General features: G+C 69.7%; 13 protein-coding genes and 1 pseudogene. 4 read left to right on the top strand and 10 right to left on the bottom strand.

The features are described from left to right. Positions 1–230: 230 nt before the first annotated feature. The 8 genes from E4J16_RS09360 to E4J16_RS09395 all read right to left on the bottom strand — a co-directional run bounded on the left by E4J16_RS09360 (position 231) and on the right by E4J16_RS09395 (position 9,116). On the bottom strand, positions 231–515 hold the full coding sequence (locus E4J16_RS09360; protein ID WP_092532173.1) for an HU family DNA-binding protein: 285 nt from the start codon (positions 513–515) through the stop codon (positions 231–233). Positions 516–719: 204 nt separating this feature from the next. After that, positions 720–1,412 carry an N-acetylmannosamine-6-phosphate 2-epimerase gene (locus E4J16_RS09365; protein WP_136313834.1) on the bottom strand — a complete coding sequence of 231 codons (693 nt, stop codon included), beginning with the start codon at positions 1,410–1,412 and terminating at the stop codon, positions 720–722. Between the two features lie 94 nt (positions 1,413–1,506). Beyond that, the gene (locus tag E4J16_RS09370) at positions 1,507–2,538 is read right to left on the bottom strand and encodes an ROK family protein (protein ID WP_136313835.1); all 1,032 of its coding nucleotides are present in this window, start codon (positions 2,536–2,538) and stop codon (positions 1,507–1,509) included. A 1-nt stretch (position 2,539) separates the two neighbouring features. After that, positions 2,540–3,457, bottom strand: a complete 918-nt coding sequence (locus E4J16_RS09375) for a dihydrodipicolinate synthase family protein (RefSeq protein WP_136313836.1) — start codon at positions 3,455–3,457, stop codon at positions 2,540–2,542. A 57-nt stretch (positions 3,458–3,514) separates the two neighbouring features. After that, entirely contained in the window at positions 3,515–4,339 is an 825-nt protein-coding gene (locus E4J16_RS09380; protein WP_136192380.1) for an ABC transporter ATP-binding protein, read from the bottom strand. After that, positions 4,339–6,483, bottom strand: a complete 2,145-nt coding sequence (locus tag E4J16_RS09385) for a dipeptide/oligopeptide/nickel ABC transporter permease/ATP-binding protein (protein WP_136313837.1) — start codon at positions 6,481–6,483, stop codon at positions 4,339–4,341. The genes E4J16_RS09380 and E4J16_RS09385 overlap by 1 nt, the downstream gene beginning before the upstream one ends. After that, positions 6,483–7,448: an ABC transporter permease gene (locus E4J16_RS09390; protein ID WP_136192382.1), complete on the bottom strand. Its 966-nt coding sequence runs from the start codon at positions 7,446–7,448 to the stop codon at positions 6,483–6,485. Before E4J16_RS09390 ends, E4J16_RS09385 begins: the two co-directional genes overlap by 1 nt. Positions 7,449–7,487: 39 nt before the next feature. Next, complete coding sequence (locus E4J16_RS09395) at positions 7,488–9,116, bottom strand: ABC transporter substrate-binding protein (RefSeq protein ID WP_136313838.1); 1,629 nt, start codon at positions 9,114–9,116, stop codon at positions 7,488–7,490. A 197-nt stretch (positions 9,117–9,313) separates the two neighbouring features. Between E4J16_RS09395 and E4J16_RS09400 the strand changes: the two genes are divergently transcribed. After that, the gene (locus E4J16_RS09400; RefSeq protein WP_240038454.1) at positions 9,314–10,030 is read left to right on the top strand and encodes a FadR/GntR family transcriptional regulator; all 717 of its coding nucleotides are present in this window, start codon (positions 9,314–9,316) and stop codon (positions 10,028–10,030) included. Between the two features lie 91 nt (positions 10,031–10,121). Here the strand turns inward: E4J16_RS09400 and E4J16_RS16255 are convergent. Continuing rightward, positions 10,122–11,244: pseudogene (locus E4J16_RS16255) on the bottom strand (alpha/beta hydrolase fold domain-containing protein). 205 nt (positions 11,245–11,449) lie between these two features. On the opposite strand from E4J16_RS16255, the gene E4J16_RS09410 reads away from it, so the two are divergent. Further along, complete coding sequence (locus E4J16_RS09410) at positions 11,450–13,387, top strand: solute carrier family 23 protein (protein WP_136314652.1); 1,938 nt, start codon at positions 11,450–11,452, stop codon at positions 13,385–13,387. A gap of 114 nt (positions 13,388–13,501) precedes the next feature. Then, a complete protein-coding gene (locus tag E4J16_RS09415; protein ID WP_136313839.1) occupies positions 13,502–14,143 on the top strand; it encodes a hypothetical protein in 642 nt (213 codons plus the stop codon). Positions 14,144–15,422: 1,279 nt separating this feature from the next. On the opposite strand, the gene E4J16_RS09420 is transcribed toward E4J16_RS09415, so the two are convergent. After that, the gene (locus E4J16_RS09420) at positions 15,423–16,055 is read right to left on the bottom strand and encodes a TetR/AcrR family transcriptional regulator (RefSeq protein ID WP_136313840.1); all 633 of its coding nucleotides are present in this window, start codon (positions 16,053–16,055) and stop codon (positions 15,423–15,425) included. 99 nt (positions 16,056–16,154) lie between these two features. Between E4J16_RS09420 and E4J16_RS09425 the strand changes: the two genes are divergently transcribed. After that, positions 16,155–16,745: an NAD(P)H-dependent oxidoreductase gene (locus E4J16_RS09425; protein ID WP_136192387.1), complete on the top strand. Its 591-nt coding sequence runs from the start codon at positions 16,155–16,157 to the stop codon at positions 16,743–16,745. The last annotated feature ends 106 nt before the right edge of the window (positions 16,746–16,851 follow it).

The following is a 16,851-nucleotide window of genomic DNA, read 5'->3' on the forward strand; positions in this document are numbered from 1 at the left end:
TTCCCGGCCCGGCTCATCCGTGAGGAGGAGTCAGGGCCGCGCCCGCTCCGTCGGCCGGCCCAGGCGCGTGCGCCCGGCCGGCGCGTCTCACCGGTGCCGGCCGGGCGCATGCGGGGCGGGCGGGAGCGGGGATGCGGAAGGCGCGCCGCCCGTATGGGGCGACGCGCCTTGCGAGTTCAGGTTCCGTGGCCGCCGTCGGGCGGGCCCACGCGCTCCAGTGCCCTAGCGGGTCACTTGCCGGAGGCGGCCTTCTTCAGGGCGGAGCCGGCGGTCAGCTTCACGCCGTAGCCGGCCGGAATCTGGATCTCCTCACCGGTGCGGGGGTTGCGGCCGGTACGAGCAGCGCGCTCGACGCGCTCAACACCCATCAGGCCCGTGACCTTGACGGCCTCGCCCTTGGCGACGTTCTCGACGAGGACGTCCTGGAAGGCGCCGAGGAAGGCGTCGGCGTCGGTCTTGGTCAGGCCGGCCTTCTCAGCGATGGCGGCGATGAGCTCGGTGCGGTTGATGGACATGTATCTGCCTCTCGGTTGGGTACTCGATTGTCTAGGCGTCTGAAAGACGGTTGGGCACCTCAGTGCGGTGCCGCTGGCCGTAACGCTATGCATAAACGGGGCGATTTGTCAGATATGACGGCGTTTTCCCCGGCGTGGCGTGCCATTTTGTGGCCCACACCAAACACTTTCACCGCTTTTGTCACATGCGCAACACCGTTCCCGTCACCGGTGGACGACGGCATTGACGAACCAGGAGGTGATGGTCGCCGGGTGGGTGATGGCGGTGCCGACGACGACGGCGAAGGCCCCGTGGTCCAGGGCCATAGCGGCCTGCGCGGGCGTGTGTACCCGTCCCTCGACGACCAGCGGCACGTCGGCGATGGCCGCCACCTGGTCGACAAGCTCGATGTCGGGTCCGTCGGTCGGGGGACGCTCCCCCGTGTAGCCGGCCAGGGTGGTACCGAGGATGTCGGCTCCGCCGTCCTGCGCTGCACGCGCGTCCTCCAGGCTGCCGCAGTCCGCCATGACCAGGACGTCCGGGCGGGCGGCCTTGAGCGCGGCCACGGTCTGGGCGAAGGTGCGTCCGTCCGGGCGCGGACGGCGGGTGCCGTCGAGGGCGACGATCTGGGCTCCGGTGGCGGCTACCGCGATGGCGTGGGTGAGGGTCGGGGTGATGAACACCCCGTCGTGCCCGTCCTTCCACAGGCCGATGACGGGAACGTCCACGTGCTGCGTAATCAGGCTCAGGTCGGCCAGGCCCTGGGCGCGAATGCCGGCGGCACCGCCGGCGATGCAGGCCCGGGCCACCTGGTCCATGGTGCGCGGGTCGCGCATGGGCTCACCCGGGTAGGCCTGGGCGGAGACGATCAGGCCTCCGCGCAGGCGCTCGAGTACGGGGTTGAGGGCGGCGGTCACGGTTCTCTCCTAGGTGCGGCTGGCCGGTGGCTTGTGGGTGCTGGCCTGCCCGGATCCGGGCGGGTTGCAGGCGGTTCACCTCACTGGGTGAGGGTCAGGCGACGTGGCACAGGCGCAGTGCTGCCTGCCGGGCCGCGCCGACGATGGGCGCCGTCGTGCCGAGTGCGGCGGGCACCACCCGCAGCTGCGAGGCGACCGGCTCGACCAGCTCGCGGCGCACGGTCTCACGCAGCGGCCCCCACCACAGCGGCCCGGAGCGGGCCAGCCCGCCGGAGATGATGACCCGGTCGGGGTCCAGGACGGTGACGACGCCGGCGATGGCCTGTCCCAGGGCGGTGGCGGCCTCGCGGTACAGGCGGCGGGCGTCGGGGTCGCCGGAGCGGGCCAGGCGCTCCACGGCGAGTGCGCCGGTCACGTCCTGGGCGCCGGTGGCCTCGCGGAAGCGGCGGGCGATCTGTGGGCCGGCGGCCACGGCCTCGAGGTGGCCGGGGCGCCCGCAGCTGCACCGCTCCCCCACCGCCAGGGCGCTGGGCATGTGCCCCATCTCCCCGGCCAGGCCGTGCGCCCCGTGGTGGACGCGCCCGTCCAGCACCACTGCCCCGCCCACGCCGGTGCCGACGGCGACCACCAGCGCGCACTCGGCGTCCGCCCCGGCTCCGATCCAGGCCTCGCCGGCGGCGTAGGCGTTGACGTCGTTGTCGACGTGCACCGCGGGCGCCCCGCCGTCCGGTCCGTGCAGGCCGTCGGCCTCCAGGCGCGCGGTCACGCCGCCGGCGATGTCGGCGCCCGCCCAGTCGGTGATGGCGTCGGTGGCGGAGATGACCGTGCCGCGCTCGGCGTCGATCACGCCCGCCGAGCCGATGCCGACCGCCGCCACCGGGCGGTGGCGCCGGGACGTCGGCGTGCCCGGGCCGTCGTCGGCCACGGCCACGATGAGGCCGGCAATGGCGTCGAGCATGGCGGCCGGGCCGGCGTGGGCGGGCGTGGGCACCTCCCGCACGCCCCCGCGCAGGGCGCCGTCGGGGGCGACGCGGGCGGCGGCGATCTTGGTGCCGCCCACGTCCACGCCGATCAGGTCCTCCGCGGCCGCGGCCGGGCGGTCGGCCGGGCAGGCGACAGCGGGCATCTCAGATCAGCCCCTGGGCGCGGGCGATCGCCAGCACGCCGTCGCGGGCCTCGCCGTCCAGGGCCCGCACCGGGAAGGCCATGTCATTGGTGTCGATGGTGCCCTGGGCCGCCATGACGGTCTTGAAGGCGCCGATGCCGGTGGCGTCGGCGGAGCGGGCGCGCGGCACGTAGACGATCTCGAAGCCCGCGCACAGCTGGTCCTGAATGGCGCGGGCCTCCGCCCAGTCGCCGGCCCGGGCGGCCTCCCACAGCGCCACGTAGCGGCCGGGGTCCACGTTGCCGTATCCGGGCACGCAACCGTCCCCGCCCAGCAGCAGCATGCCGTCCACAACGCACTCATGGCCGGAGAGCACGGCCAGCGGGCGGCCGGCAGCGGCGTTGGCTGCCACCAGCCGCCGGAAGCCGACGTCGTCGCCGGAGGAGTCCTTGACGCCGGCGAGCACGCCCTCCTTGCCCAGGGCCACGAGCAGGTCGTGTCCCAGCTTCTTGCCGTTCAGGCGCACCGGGACGTCGTAGGCCAGCAGGGGCACGCTCAGCGCGGCGGCAATGGTGCGGAAGTGGTCGTCGATCTCGGTGGCGTCGTTGATCGCGTAGAAGGGGCAGGTGGCGACGACGGCGTCGACGCCGAGTGCCTCGGCCCGCCTGGCCTGCTCGATGACCCGGTGGGCGGTGGTATCGATGGCGCCGGCCAGCACGGGCACGCGCCCGGCGGCCCGCTCGACGACGGTGGCGGTGACGGCGTCGCGCTGGGAGTCGGTCAGGTAGGCGACCTCGCCGGAGGAGCCGCCGACGAACAGGCCGTGCACACCGGAGGAGATGAGGAAGTCGACGGTGCGGCCGAGGGAGCCCAGGTCGATCTCGCCGTGCTTGAAGGGGGTGACGACCGGCGGGATGACGCCGGTGAAGCGGGTGTCCATGTAACGGTTTCCTTGCAGGTTGAGGGGCAGGTTGGGGTGGTTTGTGGGGCCGGCCGGTCAGGCCTCGAGCAGGGAGGGCACGGCGCCGAGCAGCGTGCGCGTGTACTCCTGCTGGGGGTGGGCGAAGATCTCCGCGGTCGTGTTCGTCTCCAGAATCTTGCCGAAGTACATGACGGCGATGCGGTCGGAGACGTAGCGGACCGTGTTGATGTCGTGGCTGATGAACACCAGCCCCAGGCCGAGGGCGGCCTTGAGGTCCTGCAGCAGGTTGAGGACCTGGGCGCGCACGGACACGTCCAGGGCGCTGGTGGGCTCGTCGGCGACGATGATGTCCGGGTCCAGGGCCAGTGCCCTGGCGATGGCGACGCGCTGGCGCTGGCCGCCGGAGATCTGCCGGGGCAGCACCTCCAGGGCGCTGGGCGGCAGGCCCACCAGGTGCAGCAGGTCGCGGACCTTCGCCTCGCGCTCGGCGGGTGAGCCGATGCCGTGGACGTTGAGCGGGTCGATGAGCGTGTCGTGCACGATCATGCGCGGGTTCAGCGCGGTGGCCGGGTCCTGGAAGACCACGGACACCGAGCGGCCCAGGGCGCGCCGGTCGGCGGCGGAGTGCCCGAGGGGGCGGCCCTTGAAGTAGACCTCGCCGCGAGTGAGCGGTTGCAGGCCGGTCATGACGCGGGCGGTGGTGGACTTCCCGCAGCCGGACTCCCCCACCAGTCCGAGGGTCTCGCCGCGCTTGACCTTCAAGGAGACGTTGTTGACGGCGTGGACCGTGTCGGGGCGGAACAGCTTGCCGGTGCGGGACTTGTGGATGACGTGGGCGTGGCGCAGCTCGATGACCGGGTCCGTCTTCGGGTTCCAGCCGGCGTACTTGTCGGTGGGCATCAGTGGGCCTCCTTGGCGAGGATCGCCTCGAGCTCGGGCGTGGTGGCGTAGTAGTGCTCGCCGGCGCCGGCCACGGGCCGCAGCACCGGGCGGGTGTGCAGACCGACGTCGGGGTGGGAGGAGCGCGGGGCGAAGCGGTCGCCGGCCACGAACTCCTGTGGGCTGGGCACGGTGCCGCGCACCTGGTGCAGCCGCTTGGAGCCGGCCTCGATGGACAGCACCGCACCGAGCAGGCCGCGGGTGTACTCGTGGACGGGGTTGGTCAGCAGTTCGGCGGTGGTGGCCTGCTCGACCACCTGGCCGGCGTACATGACGGTGATGCGGTGGGCGACCTTGGCCACCAGGGCCAGGTCGTGGCTGACGAAGACCATGGCGAAGCCGAGCTTCTCGCGCAGCTGGTTGAGCAGGTCGATGACCTGCTTCTGGACGGTGACGTCCAGGGCGGTGGTGGGCTCGTCGGCGATGACCAGGCTGGGGTCGCGGGTGAGTGCCATGGCGATCAGCACGCGCTGGCGCTGACCGCCGGACAACTCGTGCGGGTAGCTCTTCAGGGTGCGCACCGGGTCCAGGCCGACCAGCTCAAGCAGCTCCTCGGCGCTGCGGGTGCCGCCGCGGGAGGTGAGCTGCTTCATCTGGGAGCGGATGAGCATGGAGGGGTTCAGGGAGGACAGGGCGTCCTGGTAGATCATGCTCATCTCGTGGCCGCGCAGGGCGTTGTGCTCCTTGGGGCTCAGCTCCAGCAGGTCGCGACCCTGGAAGCGGATCCGCCCGGTGATGCGCGCGCTGGACGGCAGCAGCCCCATGACCGCCATGGAGGTGATGGACTTCCCGCAGCCGGACTCCCCGACCAGGCCCATGGTCTCGCCGGGGCGCACGGAGAAGGACACGCCGTCGACGATGTTCACCTCCCCGTGCTGAGCGGGGAAGGCGATCGACAGGTCCTCCACCTCCAGCACGGGCGCGGCCTGCGGGGTGGGGTAGACGAGCCGGTCGTGGCGGGCCAGTTCGGCGTCGCGCAGGGCGGCCAGCCGCTCGGCGAGCGGGACCTCCTCGGCGGCGGGCTCCACGATCCCGGTCAGGGCGCTCTTCTGCCCGCCGGGGACGGCGTCGGCGGTCAGCTCGGCGTGGGTGCGCACGGCGTGGCCGGCCTCGTCCCAGGCCTGCTGGGTCTGCATGGCCTCCTCGTCGGCCTCGACGTCCACATGGGCGCGGATGCGCGGGGAGGCCATGGCGTCGGTGAGGCCCTCGGAGAGGATGTTCAGGCACAGGGTGGTGATCAGGATCATCAGCCCGGGGAAGAAGGTCGGCCACCAGTGGCCGGACAGCAGCAGGGCCTTGCCCTCGGAGAGCATGTTGCCCCAGGTGGGGGTGTTGACGGCCTTGATGCCGGCCCCGATGAATGACAGGGAGGCCTCGAAGACGATGGCGTCGGCCACCAGGACGGTGGCGTAGACCATGATCGGGGCGACGCAGTTGCGCACCACGTGCTTGGCCAGGATCCAGGGGACGCGGGCTCCCATGACCTTGGAGGCGGCCACGTAGTCCTCGCCGAACTGGGCGAGGATATTGGCGCGCACCACGCGGGTGAGCTGTGGGGTGTAGACGACCGCCGTGGCGATGATGATCACGGCCACCATCGGCAGCCCGGAGGCGGACATGGCCAGCACCAGCACCGCCGCGAGCGCGATCCCGGGGAAGGACATGACCACGTCCAGCACGCGCATGACCACCTCCCCGATCCACTTGCGGCTCGTGGCGGCGATGGCGCCGAGGACCGCGGCCAGGGCCAGGGCGATGCCGGTGGCGCTCAGGCCCACCACCAGGGAGACGCGGGCCCCGTAGATGGCGCGGGAGAAGATGTCCCGGCCGGTGGCGTCGGTGCCGAACAGGTGCGCGGCGGAGGGTGCGACGGCGGGGTCGGAGGAGACGACGTCGCCCACGCCCTCCACATGGGTGACGGTCTGGGCGGAGGCCAGGCCGGTGGCGCCCGGATGATAGGGGGCCACCAGCGGGGCGAAGAGGGCCATCAGGGCGATGGCTGCCAGGACGAGCACGGCGATCTTGGAGCCCAGCGGCAGGCGGCGCCAGCCCTGGAAGCGCAGGCCGGGGGTGGAGACCCGGTTCAGTGTGCGGCGGTGGGGCATCAGACGCTCCTGATCCTCGGGTTGACCAGCACGTAGAGCATGTCAACGACGATGTTGATGATGATGAAGGCCAGCGCGACCGTGATGGACACGCCCTGGACGATGTTGACGTCATTGCGGGTGATGCCCTGGAAGATGAGCTGTCCCATCCCCTGGATGTTGAAGATCATCTCGATGACGACGGCGCCGCCCATCGCGTAGCCGAGCCGCAGGCCCAGCACCGTCAGCGGGGTGATCAGGGCGTTGCGCAGCACGTTGCGGGCGACGACGACGTGCTTGGGGATGCCGGCGCCGATGGCGGTGCGCACGTAGTCGCGGTCGAGTTCCTCGACCATGGCGGTGCGCACCACGCGGGTGAGGGTGCCGGTGTTGGGGACGGCGACGGCCAGGGCGGGCAGGAAGATCTGCCGCGCGTAGGCGCCGGGGTCATCGCCGAAGGAGACCCACTGGGTGACCACCGAGGGGAAGGTGCCGGTGGCGCCGGGGATGTCACCGAACCACTGGATCAGCAGCAGGGCCAGCCAGAAGGAGGGCGTGGCCAGGCACAGGATGGAGATCACGCGGATGACCTGATCGGGCCAGGCGTCCCGGTACAGGGCGGCGATCACGCCCAGGATGGTGGCGGCGATAACGGCCAGGAGGATGCCGATGAAGGTCAGCTGCAGGGTGATGGGGAAGGCGCTGGCGACCATGTCGGTGATCTTCACGCCGGTGAAGGTGGTGCCGAGGTCGCCGTGCGCCAGGCCCACCAGGTAGTCCCAGAAGCGTTGCAGCAGCGGGTCGTTGAGGTGGTGGGCCTGGCGGTACTGCTCGAGGGCGTCGGCCGTGGCGGCCTCCCCCAGCGCCAGGCGCGCCGGGTCGGCCGAGGAGAACGACATGACGACGAACACGAGCAGCGTCACGCCCAGCACCATGACCGGCAGCGCCACCAGGCGGCGGCCGATCAGGCGGAGGAGGTTGGACACTGGAGTGCTCCTTTTGCCGGAACTGGGGGAGGCGGGCGGTCAGGCGGCGGTGGTGCCGACGTCGACGAAGGACAGGCCGGTCAGGGCGATCGGCTGGAATCCGACCAGTGCCTCGGCGTCGTAGGCGGTGGGCGACTTGCGGTGGAAGATCGGGTAGAGCGGCACGTCCGCGGCGATCAGGTCGAAGATCTCCTGCCACTTGGCCACCTGGGCGTCGCCGTCGAGCTGGACGGCCTCGTCCAGGGCGGCCTGCACCTGCTTGTAGGCGTCGGTGCCCTTCCAGTGCAGGCGGGTGTCGGTCCAGATGTCGCCGGCGTACCACCAGCGCATGAGCAGGTCCGCGTCGTTGCCGAAGACGGAGGGGTCGCCGGGGGCGATGACCACGTCCCAGTCGCCCTGGTCGGAGTCGATGAAGGCGTAGACGTCCGCGGACTTCTTCTCCTCGTAGTTGACGGTGATGCCCAGGGCCTCGAGGTTCTCGCGGATGATCGGGCGGACGGAGGCGAACCAGCCGTGGTCGGAGCACAGCAGGTTGATGCTGGTGACCCCGGCCTCGGCCAGCAGGGACTTGGCCTTGTCGGCGTCGTAGGTGTAGACGGTGCTGGCCTGCTTGTAGGCGGGGTGGTCTTCCTGGACGAAGCAGGTGGCGGGGGTGGCGAGCGTGCCCATGCCGGTCTCGCAGATCTTGTTGTAGTCCAGGGCGTACAGGATCGCCTGGCGAGCCTTGACGTCGGAGAGCGTGGCGTTGTTGAACATGGCGAACAGCAGGGAGAAGCCCTGCTGGGCGGCCACGGTGATGGGCGCCTGCATGGTGGAGAGATTGGCCACGGGGACGGCGTCGATGGCCTGGACAGTGCCGGAGGTGATGGCGTTGGTGCGGGTGGTGTCGTCGGGCAGGATCTGCCAGGTCATGGACTTGGCCAGCGCCGGGTGCGAGCCGTTGTAGTGGTCGTTGCGCTCAAAGACGATGGTCTGGGAGGCGGCGCCGTTGTCGGTCATGGTGTAGGGGCCGGTGCCGACCGGGTTCATGTCGAAGGCGGCGGCGTCGGCCTCGACGGCGGCGCGGGGCACGATCTTGACCACGCTGATGCGCTCGGCCACCAGCGAGTAGGGGTACTTGGTGGTGATGGTCACGGTGGCATCGTCCTTCTTCGTCACTGCGTCGATGAAGGTGATGAACTGGGAGTACAGCGAGTTGTTGTCCGGGTCCAGGACGCGCTCGAAGGAGAAGACGACGTCGTCGGCGGTCACGGGCGTACCATCGGAGAAGGCGGCGCCGTCGCGCAGGGTCACCTCGTAGGTGGTGTCATCCACCTGGGTGGGCAGGTCGGCGGCCAGGGCGGCGTAGCACTCGCGGGTGGCGGGGTGCAGCTCGGTCAGGCCCTCCAGAGTGTGCCAGTTGGCGGCGACGGTGAGCGCGGCGGAGGTGGTCATGGGGTCGTAGCCGTTGGTGCCCAGCTCGTAGGAGATGCCGGCGGTGATGGTGCCCTCGGCGTTGGAGGCGGCGGCATTGGCGGCGGAGTCACCTGCCACTGCCGTGGCCCCGGCGCTTGCGGAGTCGGAGCCGCCGCAGGCGGCGAGGGTGGCGGCCAGCCCGGCTGCCAGGCCCAGCGTGGAGGACAGGCGGATGAATTCGCGGCGGGAGGCGCGGGGAGTCGAGATCGTCATTGAGGTCTCCTGAGATCGGACGTCTGTTGTCTGACGTCGGTAGAATGACTGTAGCAGGCATCAGACATCTGATCAATCCTCTGACGGAGGGTGGATTGTGTGTAACGATGACCTGGGAACCAGCCCGGTACACCCTGGCCGGGCTATGCGCGCAAGACACCGACACCGAAGCCGAAGAGGAACGAACCGTGGTGGAGATGAAGCGGGGCGCCTACGCCTCAACCGCAGGAACGACCACACAGGCCACCAGCGCCATGAATGCCATCAAGGACTACATCCTGCAGTCCCACCTCCAGCCCGGCGACCCGCTGCCGACCGAGTCGCAGCTGTGCGAGACCCTGGGCGTGTCCCGCTCCTCCGTGCGCGAGGCCATCCGCACGCTGGCGGCCCTGGACATCGTGGAGGTGCGCCACGGCCACGGCATGTTCGTGGGGCAGGTGTCGATGCGCCCCATGGTGGAGTCCCTCGTCTTCCGGGGGCTGCTCAAGCCGGGCGACGACTACCGCAGCCTGCGCGAGGTGGTTCAGGTGCGCCGCACCCTGGACGCCGCCCTCGCGGAAGCGGTGGTGACGGCCTGGAAGGAGCGCGAGGACGCGGAGATCGACGCCGTCGTGGATGAGATGGAGGCGCTGGCGGAACGCGGGGAGACCTTCACCGACCAGGACCGCGGCTTCCACCAGATGCTGCTGGCGCCGGTACCCAATCAGCTGTTCGCCCATCTGATGGAGGCGTTCTGGGCGATTCACACCCTGACGGTTCCCATGCTCCATGCCCCGCGCCCGGAGGACATCGTCAAGACCGCCAAGGCCCACCGCGCCATGCTGCAGGCGGCCCGCGCCGGGGACGTGGGCGCCTACCGGGAGGCGATCGTGGCGCACTACGAGCCGCTGGAGAAGGCCCTCACCCACGCCTGACCCCCACCGAGATCGGTAGAAGTTACGTACTGAGATCGGTAGAAGTTACGTACCGAGATCGGTAGTAGTTACGTACCGAGATCGGTAGAAGTTACGGCTGCTGCCGCCCAAGCCCATCATCGAGCTCGCCACCGCAGTCATTCGCGGCGATCATCGGGAAGGTCCCCTCCCCCACCACCCGTGCCAGGTTAACGCCCGGGTCCTCGGGCTCCAGCAGCCGGGTGAGCCAGCTCAGTCGCGCGGTCTCCAGGCCGTCGCGCAGCCAGGTGGCGCTGACGTACTCCATGGCGTGGGTGGCTCCCGGCCACACGTGCAGCTCGCAATCCCCGCCGTCGCGCCACAGGGCCGCGGCGAAGGCGACCACCTCGTCGCGGAAGGTCTCGGCCCCGGCGACGGACAGGAACACCGGCGGCAGCCCGGCCAGGGCGCCCGGCCGGTCGACGGCGCGGCCGGCCGCCTCATGCGCGCTCACCGCCGCTCCGCCCCGCCGCCCGGGCAGGATCTGCTCCCAGGCCCAGTCGTTCCAGTGCGCCGGCCACAGCCCGTCCTCGGGGAACTGACGGGCCGACGGCGGCTGCACCGCGCCGTCGGGGCCAGGCAGCCCGGTGCGGTCGTCCAGCATCGGGTAGTCGAGCAGGTAGCCCAGCGCCCGGGGCCCACCGCGGTCCCGGGCGGCCAGTGCCAGGCAGGCGGCCAGTCCCCCCCGCCGCTGGGCCCGACGACGACGATGCGCCCGGGTCCGCCCCGTAGTCCGCGGCGTGCTCGGCGGCCCAGGCCAGCGCCGCCAGGCAGTCCTCCCCCGCTGCGGGTGCGGGGTGCTCCGGCGCCAGGCGGTACTCCGGGGCGACGACGATGCCGCCGAAGCGCCGCGCCCAGGCGGTCGGGGCGGCCAGGTCGTCGAAGCGGCAGCCCATCACCCGCCCGCCACCGTGGATGGACAGCAGCAGCGGGACGCCCGGCTGCACCGCGCCGTCGGGCGGGAGCACCACCGTCAAGGCCATGGTGGTCCCGTCGTCGCGAGTGAGGGTCTCCTCGTGCAGGTGCACGTCCGGGCAGGTGGCCAGATAGGCGGCGCGGCGCCGGGCGATCGGGATGCGTCGGTCGGTCAGTGTGGAGCTGTTCAGGGGCGGGAGTCCGCCGGCGGCCTCGAGGCGCTGGAGTACGAGCGCGGTGGCAGGCTCGTAGGGCGGGCGGGGCGGCGGCGTCGGCGTCATGGGCGGAGAGTACGCGGGAGAAGGTGGCTTGAACCGGCCCGAGCGCCCACGCTGCGGTCACGATTACCGCTCGTTCGGCCAGTGCCAGGACAATAGGCACACCCACTTCCTGAGTGCATTGGAGATCCGCATGGCCCTCGGCTCCCGCCCCGCCATTCACCCCTCCCCCTCCGCAGCCGCCGGTGCGGCCGCCGTTTCGACCACGATGCCGGGAGCGAAGCACCCCGTAGATCAGGTTCCGCCGCTCGGCCGCCTGGCCGTCCTGGGCATCCAGCACGTGCTGGCCTTCTACGCCGGTGCCGTCATCGTCCCGCTGGTGATCTCACAGGGGCTCGGGCTCGATACGGCCACGACCGTTCACCTGATCAACGCCGACCTGCTGACCTGCGGCATCGCCACGATCATCCAGTCGGCCGGCCTGGGGCCGAAGATCGGCGTGCGGCTGCCGCTGATCCAGGGCGTAACCTTCACCGCCGTCTCCCCGCTGATCGCCATCGGCATGGCCGCCTCGGGCGGGGCGGGCGGCACGGCGGGGCTGCCCACCATGTACGGCTCGATCATCGCCGCCGGCATCCTGACCTTCCTCACCGCGCCCTGGTTCGCGCGGTTGCTGCGCTTCTTCCCGCCGGTGGTGACCGGCACGCTGCTGACCGTCATGGGCACCACACTGATGAGCGTGTCCGCGGGCGACATCGTCTCCCTGGGTACGAACGCCCCCGACGGCGCCTCCGCGGCCGCGGTCAATGCGCTCACCCTGCGCGGGCTGGGCTACGCCGTGCTGACAATCGTGCTGATCGTTGCGGTGCAGCGCATCTTCAAGGGGTTCATGGCGACCATCTCGGTGCTGATCGGCCTGGTGGTGGCCACCGGCGTCGCCGTGGCGCTGGGCGACGCCGACTTCACCGGGGTCGCGCAGGCCGCACCGCTGGGCGTGACCATGCCCTTCTACTTCGGCGTCCCGCAGTTCTCCGCCGCCGGGGTCCTGTCGATGCTGATCGTCATGGCGGTCACCGCCGTGGAGACCACCGGCGACGTCTTCGCCACCGGTGAGGTGGTCGGCAAGCGCATCACCCCGGCGCATATCGCCGCCGCCCTGCGCGCGGACGGGTTGTCGACCCTGCTGGGCGGCGTGCTCAACTCCTTCCCCTACACCTGCTTCGCCCAGAACGTGGGCCTGGTGCGGCTGACCCGGGTCAAATCGCGCTGGGTGGTGACCGTGGCCGGGGCGATCATGATCGTGCTGGGCCTGCTGCCCAAGGCGGGCGCCGTCGTCGCCGCGATCCCGACGCCGGTGATCGGCGGGGCCAGCCTGGCCATGTTCGCGTCGGTGGCGGTGGTCGGCATCCAGACGCTGGGGAAAGTGGACCTGCGCGACAACCGCAACGCGGTGATTGCCTCCACCTCGATCGGACTGGCCCTGCTGGTCACCTTCAAGCCCGATATCTCCGCGGGCATGCCGGCCTGGCTGCAGATCATCTTCGGATCGGGCGTGACCATCGGGGCGCTGACCGCCGTCGTGCTCAACCTGCTGTTCTTCCATGTGGGTCGTCAGAGCGGCGAGGACGTCGCCGTCGTCGCCGGGCGGGCGGTGAGTCTGGAGGAGGTCAACGCCATGGACCGGGAGGAGTTCGTGGCCACGCTGAGCGGGCTGTACGACGGCGCCGCCTGGCCGGCGGAGCGCGCCTGGGAGCAGCGGCCCTTCAGCTCCACGTCGCGGCTGCGGCAGGCCCTGGAGGATGCGGTTCTGGCAGCGTCGCCCGCCGAGCAGGAGGCGCTGGTGGCCGGGTACACGGACGTGGTGGACCTGCTGCTCTCGCGCGAGGACGGGGGTCAGGCGCATCTGGACACGGCCTCCCTGGCCCTGGAGGAGTTTGACGACGCCGAGGCCGCCGAGCTGCGCGGCCTGGCCGCCGCCTACCGGGAGCGCTTCGGGCGGCCGCTGGTGATGTGCGTAGCGCGGGTGGCCGACCGCTCCCAGCTGGTGGCACGGGGCTGGCAACGGGTGGAGTCCTCCCCCGCCCGGGAGGCACGGGTGGCGCTGGGTGAGGTGATCGACATCGCCGACGAGCGCTTCGACGTAATGATCGCCGACGCCAACCCGATTCGCTCGGCCTGGGCACGCAAGTTCGAACAACTGGGCTGAGGTGCACGCACAGGCACTTTCGGCGTGTACCATTCAATTCCGAGGCGGGCGTGTCGCATGGGTGCGAGAAGAGGCGGTCATGTTCTGTTCACGGCCCGCGGGCGAGCAGGCGCCGTGAATAAGAAGCAGACCACTGGGATCGTCGTCTTGGCCGGGATCGCTCTGCTCGCTGTCCCGTTCGCAATCGGTAAGAGCGGCGATGCCGCGACCGCCGCGCCCGAACCGGCGGCGTCGTCTGAGGCCCCGGTCGCGCCGGAAGTTCAGGAGCTCGCTCATCACGAGCTCGAGGGCGACGACTTGACCTTCGCCCCCGGGGTCGAGGTGCCCACAGCAGCTGACCTCATCCCCGAACTCGCGGGCGCCACCGTTCAGACGCAGGACGGCTCCGACCTCACCCTCGAGGCCGACGCAGAGAACCCCGCGGCCAGGCGTAGCCTGGAGGACAGTGGAATGGACCCCTACTCCACCGGCGTGGTGGTTCACGTGGCCGAGGGAGACCTGGCGGTATCCGAGGCGCTGTACTGGCAGTGCGGCTGGATCGACGAGTACTTGAACGCGGCCGACGCCGGGGACGCCACGCGCATGGACAGCGCCGAGGCACAATTGAGCACCTTCCCAACCCTCAACGCCATCACCACCTACGCTCCGGAATTCGCCGAGATGCACTCGTACATAGTGGTGCCCATGATTGACGGCGACCTCGATATCGGGCGCCGATGGCTCGACAAGAACTGCCAGACCTACATTAACCGCTGACATCCACGGCCGGGCGGTCCGCGAGGCAGCAGTTTCGCGAAAGGATGAGCGTTCATGACCGGAACGCCTGTACGGCGATTACTGGCTCTTCGTGTTTGTGGGTGTGGGTGGCGGCGGGAGTCGGCTCGTCGCCGTGCTTTGCGCTGACCTCGTCTGCTACGCCGGTTCGCGGTTTACTACGCCGATTCGGTGTCTGCTGAAGGGTTCTGGGCCCTTCAGCGGAGGTCTAACTGGCGTAGCAGACGCCGAAGGGGCGCAGTAGACGCCGAAGGGGCGTACCCAACGACCGCGCCGCTGGCCTTGAGCCCGACTCACTCTCCGTCCGCGACACTGCCCCGAGGACACCCCCCGCCGGCCACAAGTCCTCGTCAACCTCAGAACCTCCGCGCAGGCCCCACGCGGACCCCGCCCGAGCACGACCGCCCGCGGGCCCGAACCACCACGCCCGCAAACGCGCAGCGCCCGCGAGCATCCGATGGTGCTCCCAGCTGTCACAGATTGCACCACTTTTGCTGGGACATGCCGGAACCTTGGCCGGGAAAACCGCATGATTTCAACGATGCATGTAAGGCGGCTCGCGTCCGGGCAGGCAAAGTGGTGCAATCAGTGACAGCTGGGCGGCGGTCACCGTGGTGAACCGGCATGCCCACCGGTCTCCTCACCCGGCGACACGCCGGCCGCCACACCCACAAGCACGACGAGCCGGTCCAGATGACCTGGCGGGGCTGCTAGAGGACACGCCCCGGCCCTCAAGGACGCCTCCCAGGAGAGCGTCTTCGGCGGTCCGACGATGTCCCACCGACCCAACCACCCCCGCACCACAGCCCCGGCCAGACCCCACAACCGCAAACCGGAAGCGCCGGTTTGGGCATATCCGGGCACCTGGCACTAATCAGGGATGAGTCCATTCCCGCGCCCGTGATCGAACTCTACACGGTGTTGTTGTTCATGCCGTTGGTTCTTCCCTCGATCGCCCTCTACTTCGACAAGAAGCTCGAGGCTAACCAGACGTGGCGGTCGAGCCTGCTGCTGGCGCTGGGAGAGTTTCCACCGTACCTGCCCGGAATCGCCCTGCACTTCGCAGTCCATCAACCCCATTGCAGACGCGTCGCTTCCCCCTCCCTGGGCGTTGTATGCGGTGTGTGCTGTGTTTCCCGCGGCGACCGTACTGGTAGGCCGGATTTACCGGGTTATATGGCCGCCGCGGGAAACACAGAGATCAGGCGACCAGGAAGCTCGCAAAGGCTCGTGACGCCGCCTTCAACGCCGAGTTCCTCGACTAGCGCAATTCGACACTGAGGAGCATGAGACCTTTCGTCACCAGATCCTCAATCGGCGCCACCTCGCCGTACAGATTCATCCGCCCGACCTGTCCCACGAATCCCTCCGGGTAGCTAAGCAAGGGGTAGATGCTGTAGCTGTACATCGTGAGCTGGGTCCGGAACATTTCACGCTCGGACTCCACCGCATTGGGGAACTGCTTGCGCAGAACCTCGGCGAGCTCGACGAAGAAGGGGTGGATGTCGCGCTGGAAGTCCATGATGGCCTCGTCGCCGCATTTGCTGCGCAGGGAGGCGTCGTTGATAGCAAGGAGCTGCAGAATGAGTCGGCGGCCGAGCAGCGACTCGGCGAGCTCGCGGCAGAACTTCTCTCGTCCCATCCTCCCCTTGAACCTCACGCGTATCTCTGTCGCCCATGCGGCATACTCGCGCCGCATCAGGTCGAGATAGACCTCCTCCTTCGTGGCGTAGTAGTGATACACGGATGGGCGCGCGATCGAGCACTTCTTGGCTATTGCGGCCAGGGTGACGGACTCGTACTCCTGCTCGGCCAGCAGCGCGGCCGTCGCGTCGAGTATCTCTGCTCTGCGTGCGGCAACCTCCGCATCCGTCCTGGCCCTCACATTTCCCATGCGTCCCCCCTTGAGTTGCAACCGACACCTTGTCGGTTATACGCTCCATCGAGCCCAACTCAGACTCGACACACCCTCTGTTTGAAGGGAAAGGTACCCATGAAAGCACTGCTGATCAACGCTCACCTGCCCTACCCCAACTGGTCGGAGGGCGCGCTCAACGCTTCCGCGCACGCCGTCGCGAAGGAGTTCTTCGAGGCCCGTGGCGACGAGGTCACCGAGACCAGGATCGCCGACGGCTATGACCCCGCCGCAGAGGCTCAGAAGATGCTCGACGCCGACGTCGTCGTCGTGCAGACTCCCATCAACTGGTTCTCCGCTCCGTGGATCTGGAAGAAGTACACCGACGAGGTGTTCAACGTCGGTCTGCACGATCAGACCTTCCTGACCGGAGACGGCCGCACGCGCAAGGACCCGACCAAGCCGTACGGCTCAGGCGGACTGATGGCACCGCGTAAGGTGCTCATCTGTACCACGTGGAACGCACCGCGCGAGGCGTTCGATGCGCCGTCCAACCCGACGTTCCAGGGGCGTTCGCTGGCGGACATGCTCAGCGACATCACCTGCACCTTCCGCTTCTGCGGCTTCGAGGTACTGCCCGAGTTCGCCATCTTCGACATCTTCAAGAACCCCAACATCGAGGCAGACCTCGTCGCATACCGCGACCACCTCAACAAGCACCTCGACTGAGTCGCCCTCGACCAGGGCCGGCCCGGCGCACCCGGGCGGACCAGTCCGAGCGGCTGGACCAAGACAGGACGAGCTCACCGGCAGTCGTTGCGGACCTCTCGATCCG

It is taken from the genome of Actinomyces procaprae, assembly GCF_004798665.1.
Taxonomy (GTDB): Bacteria; Actinomycetota; Actinomycetes; order Actinomycetales; family Actinomycetaceae; genus Actinomyces; species Actinomyces procaprae.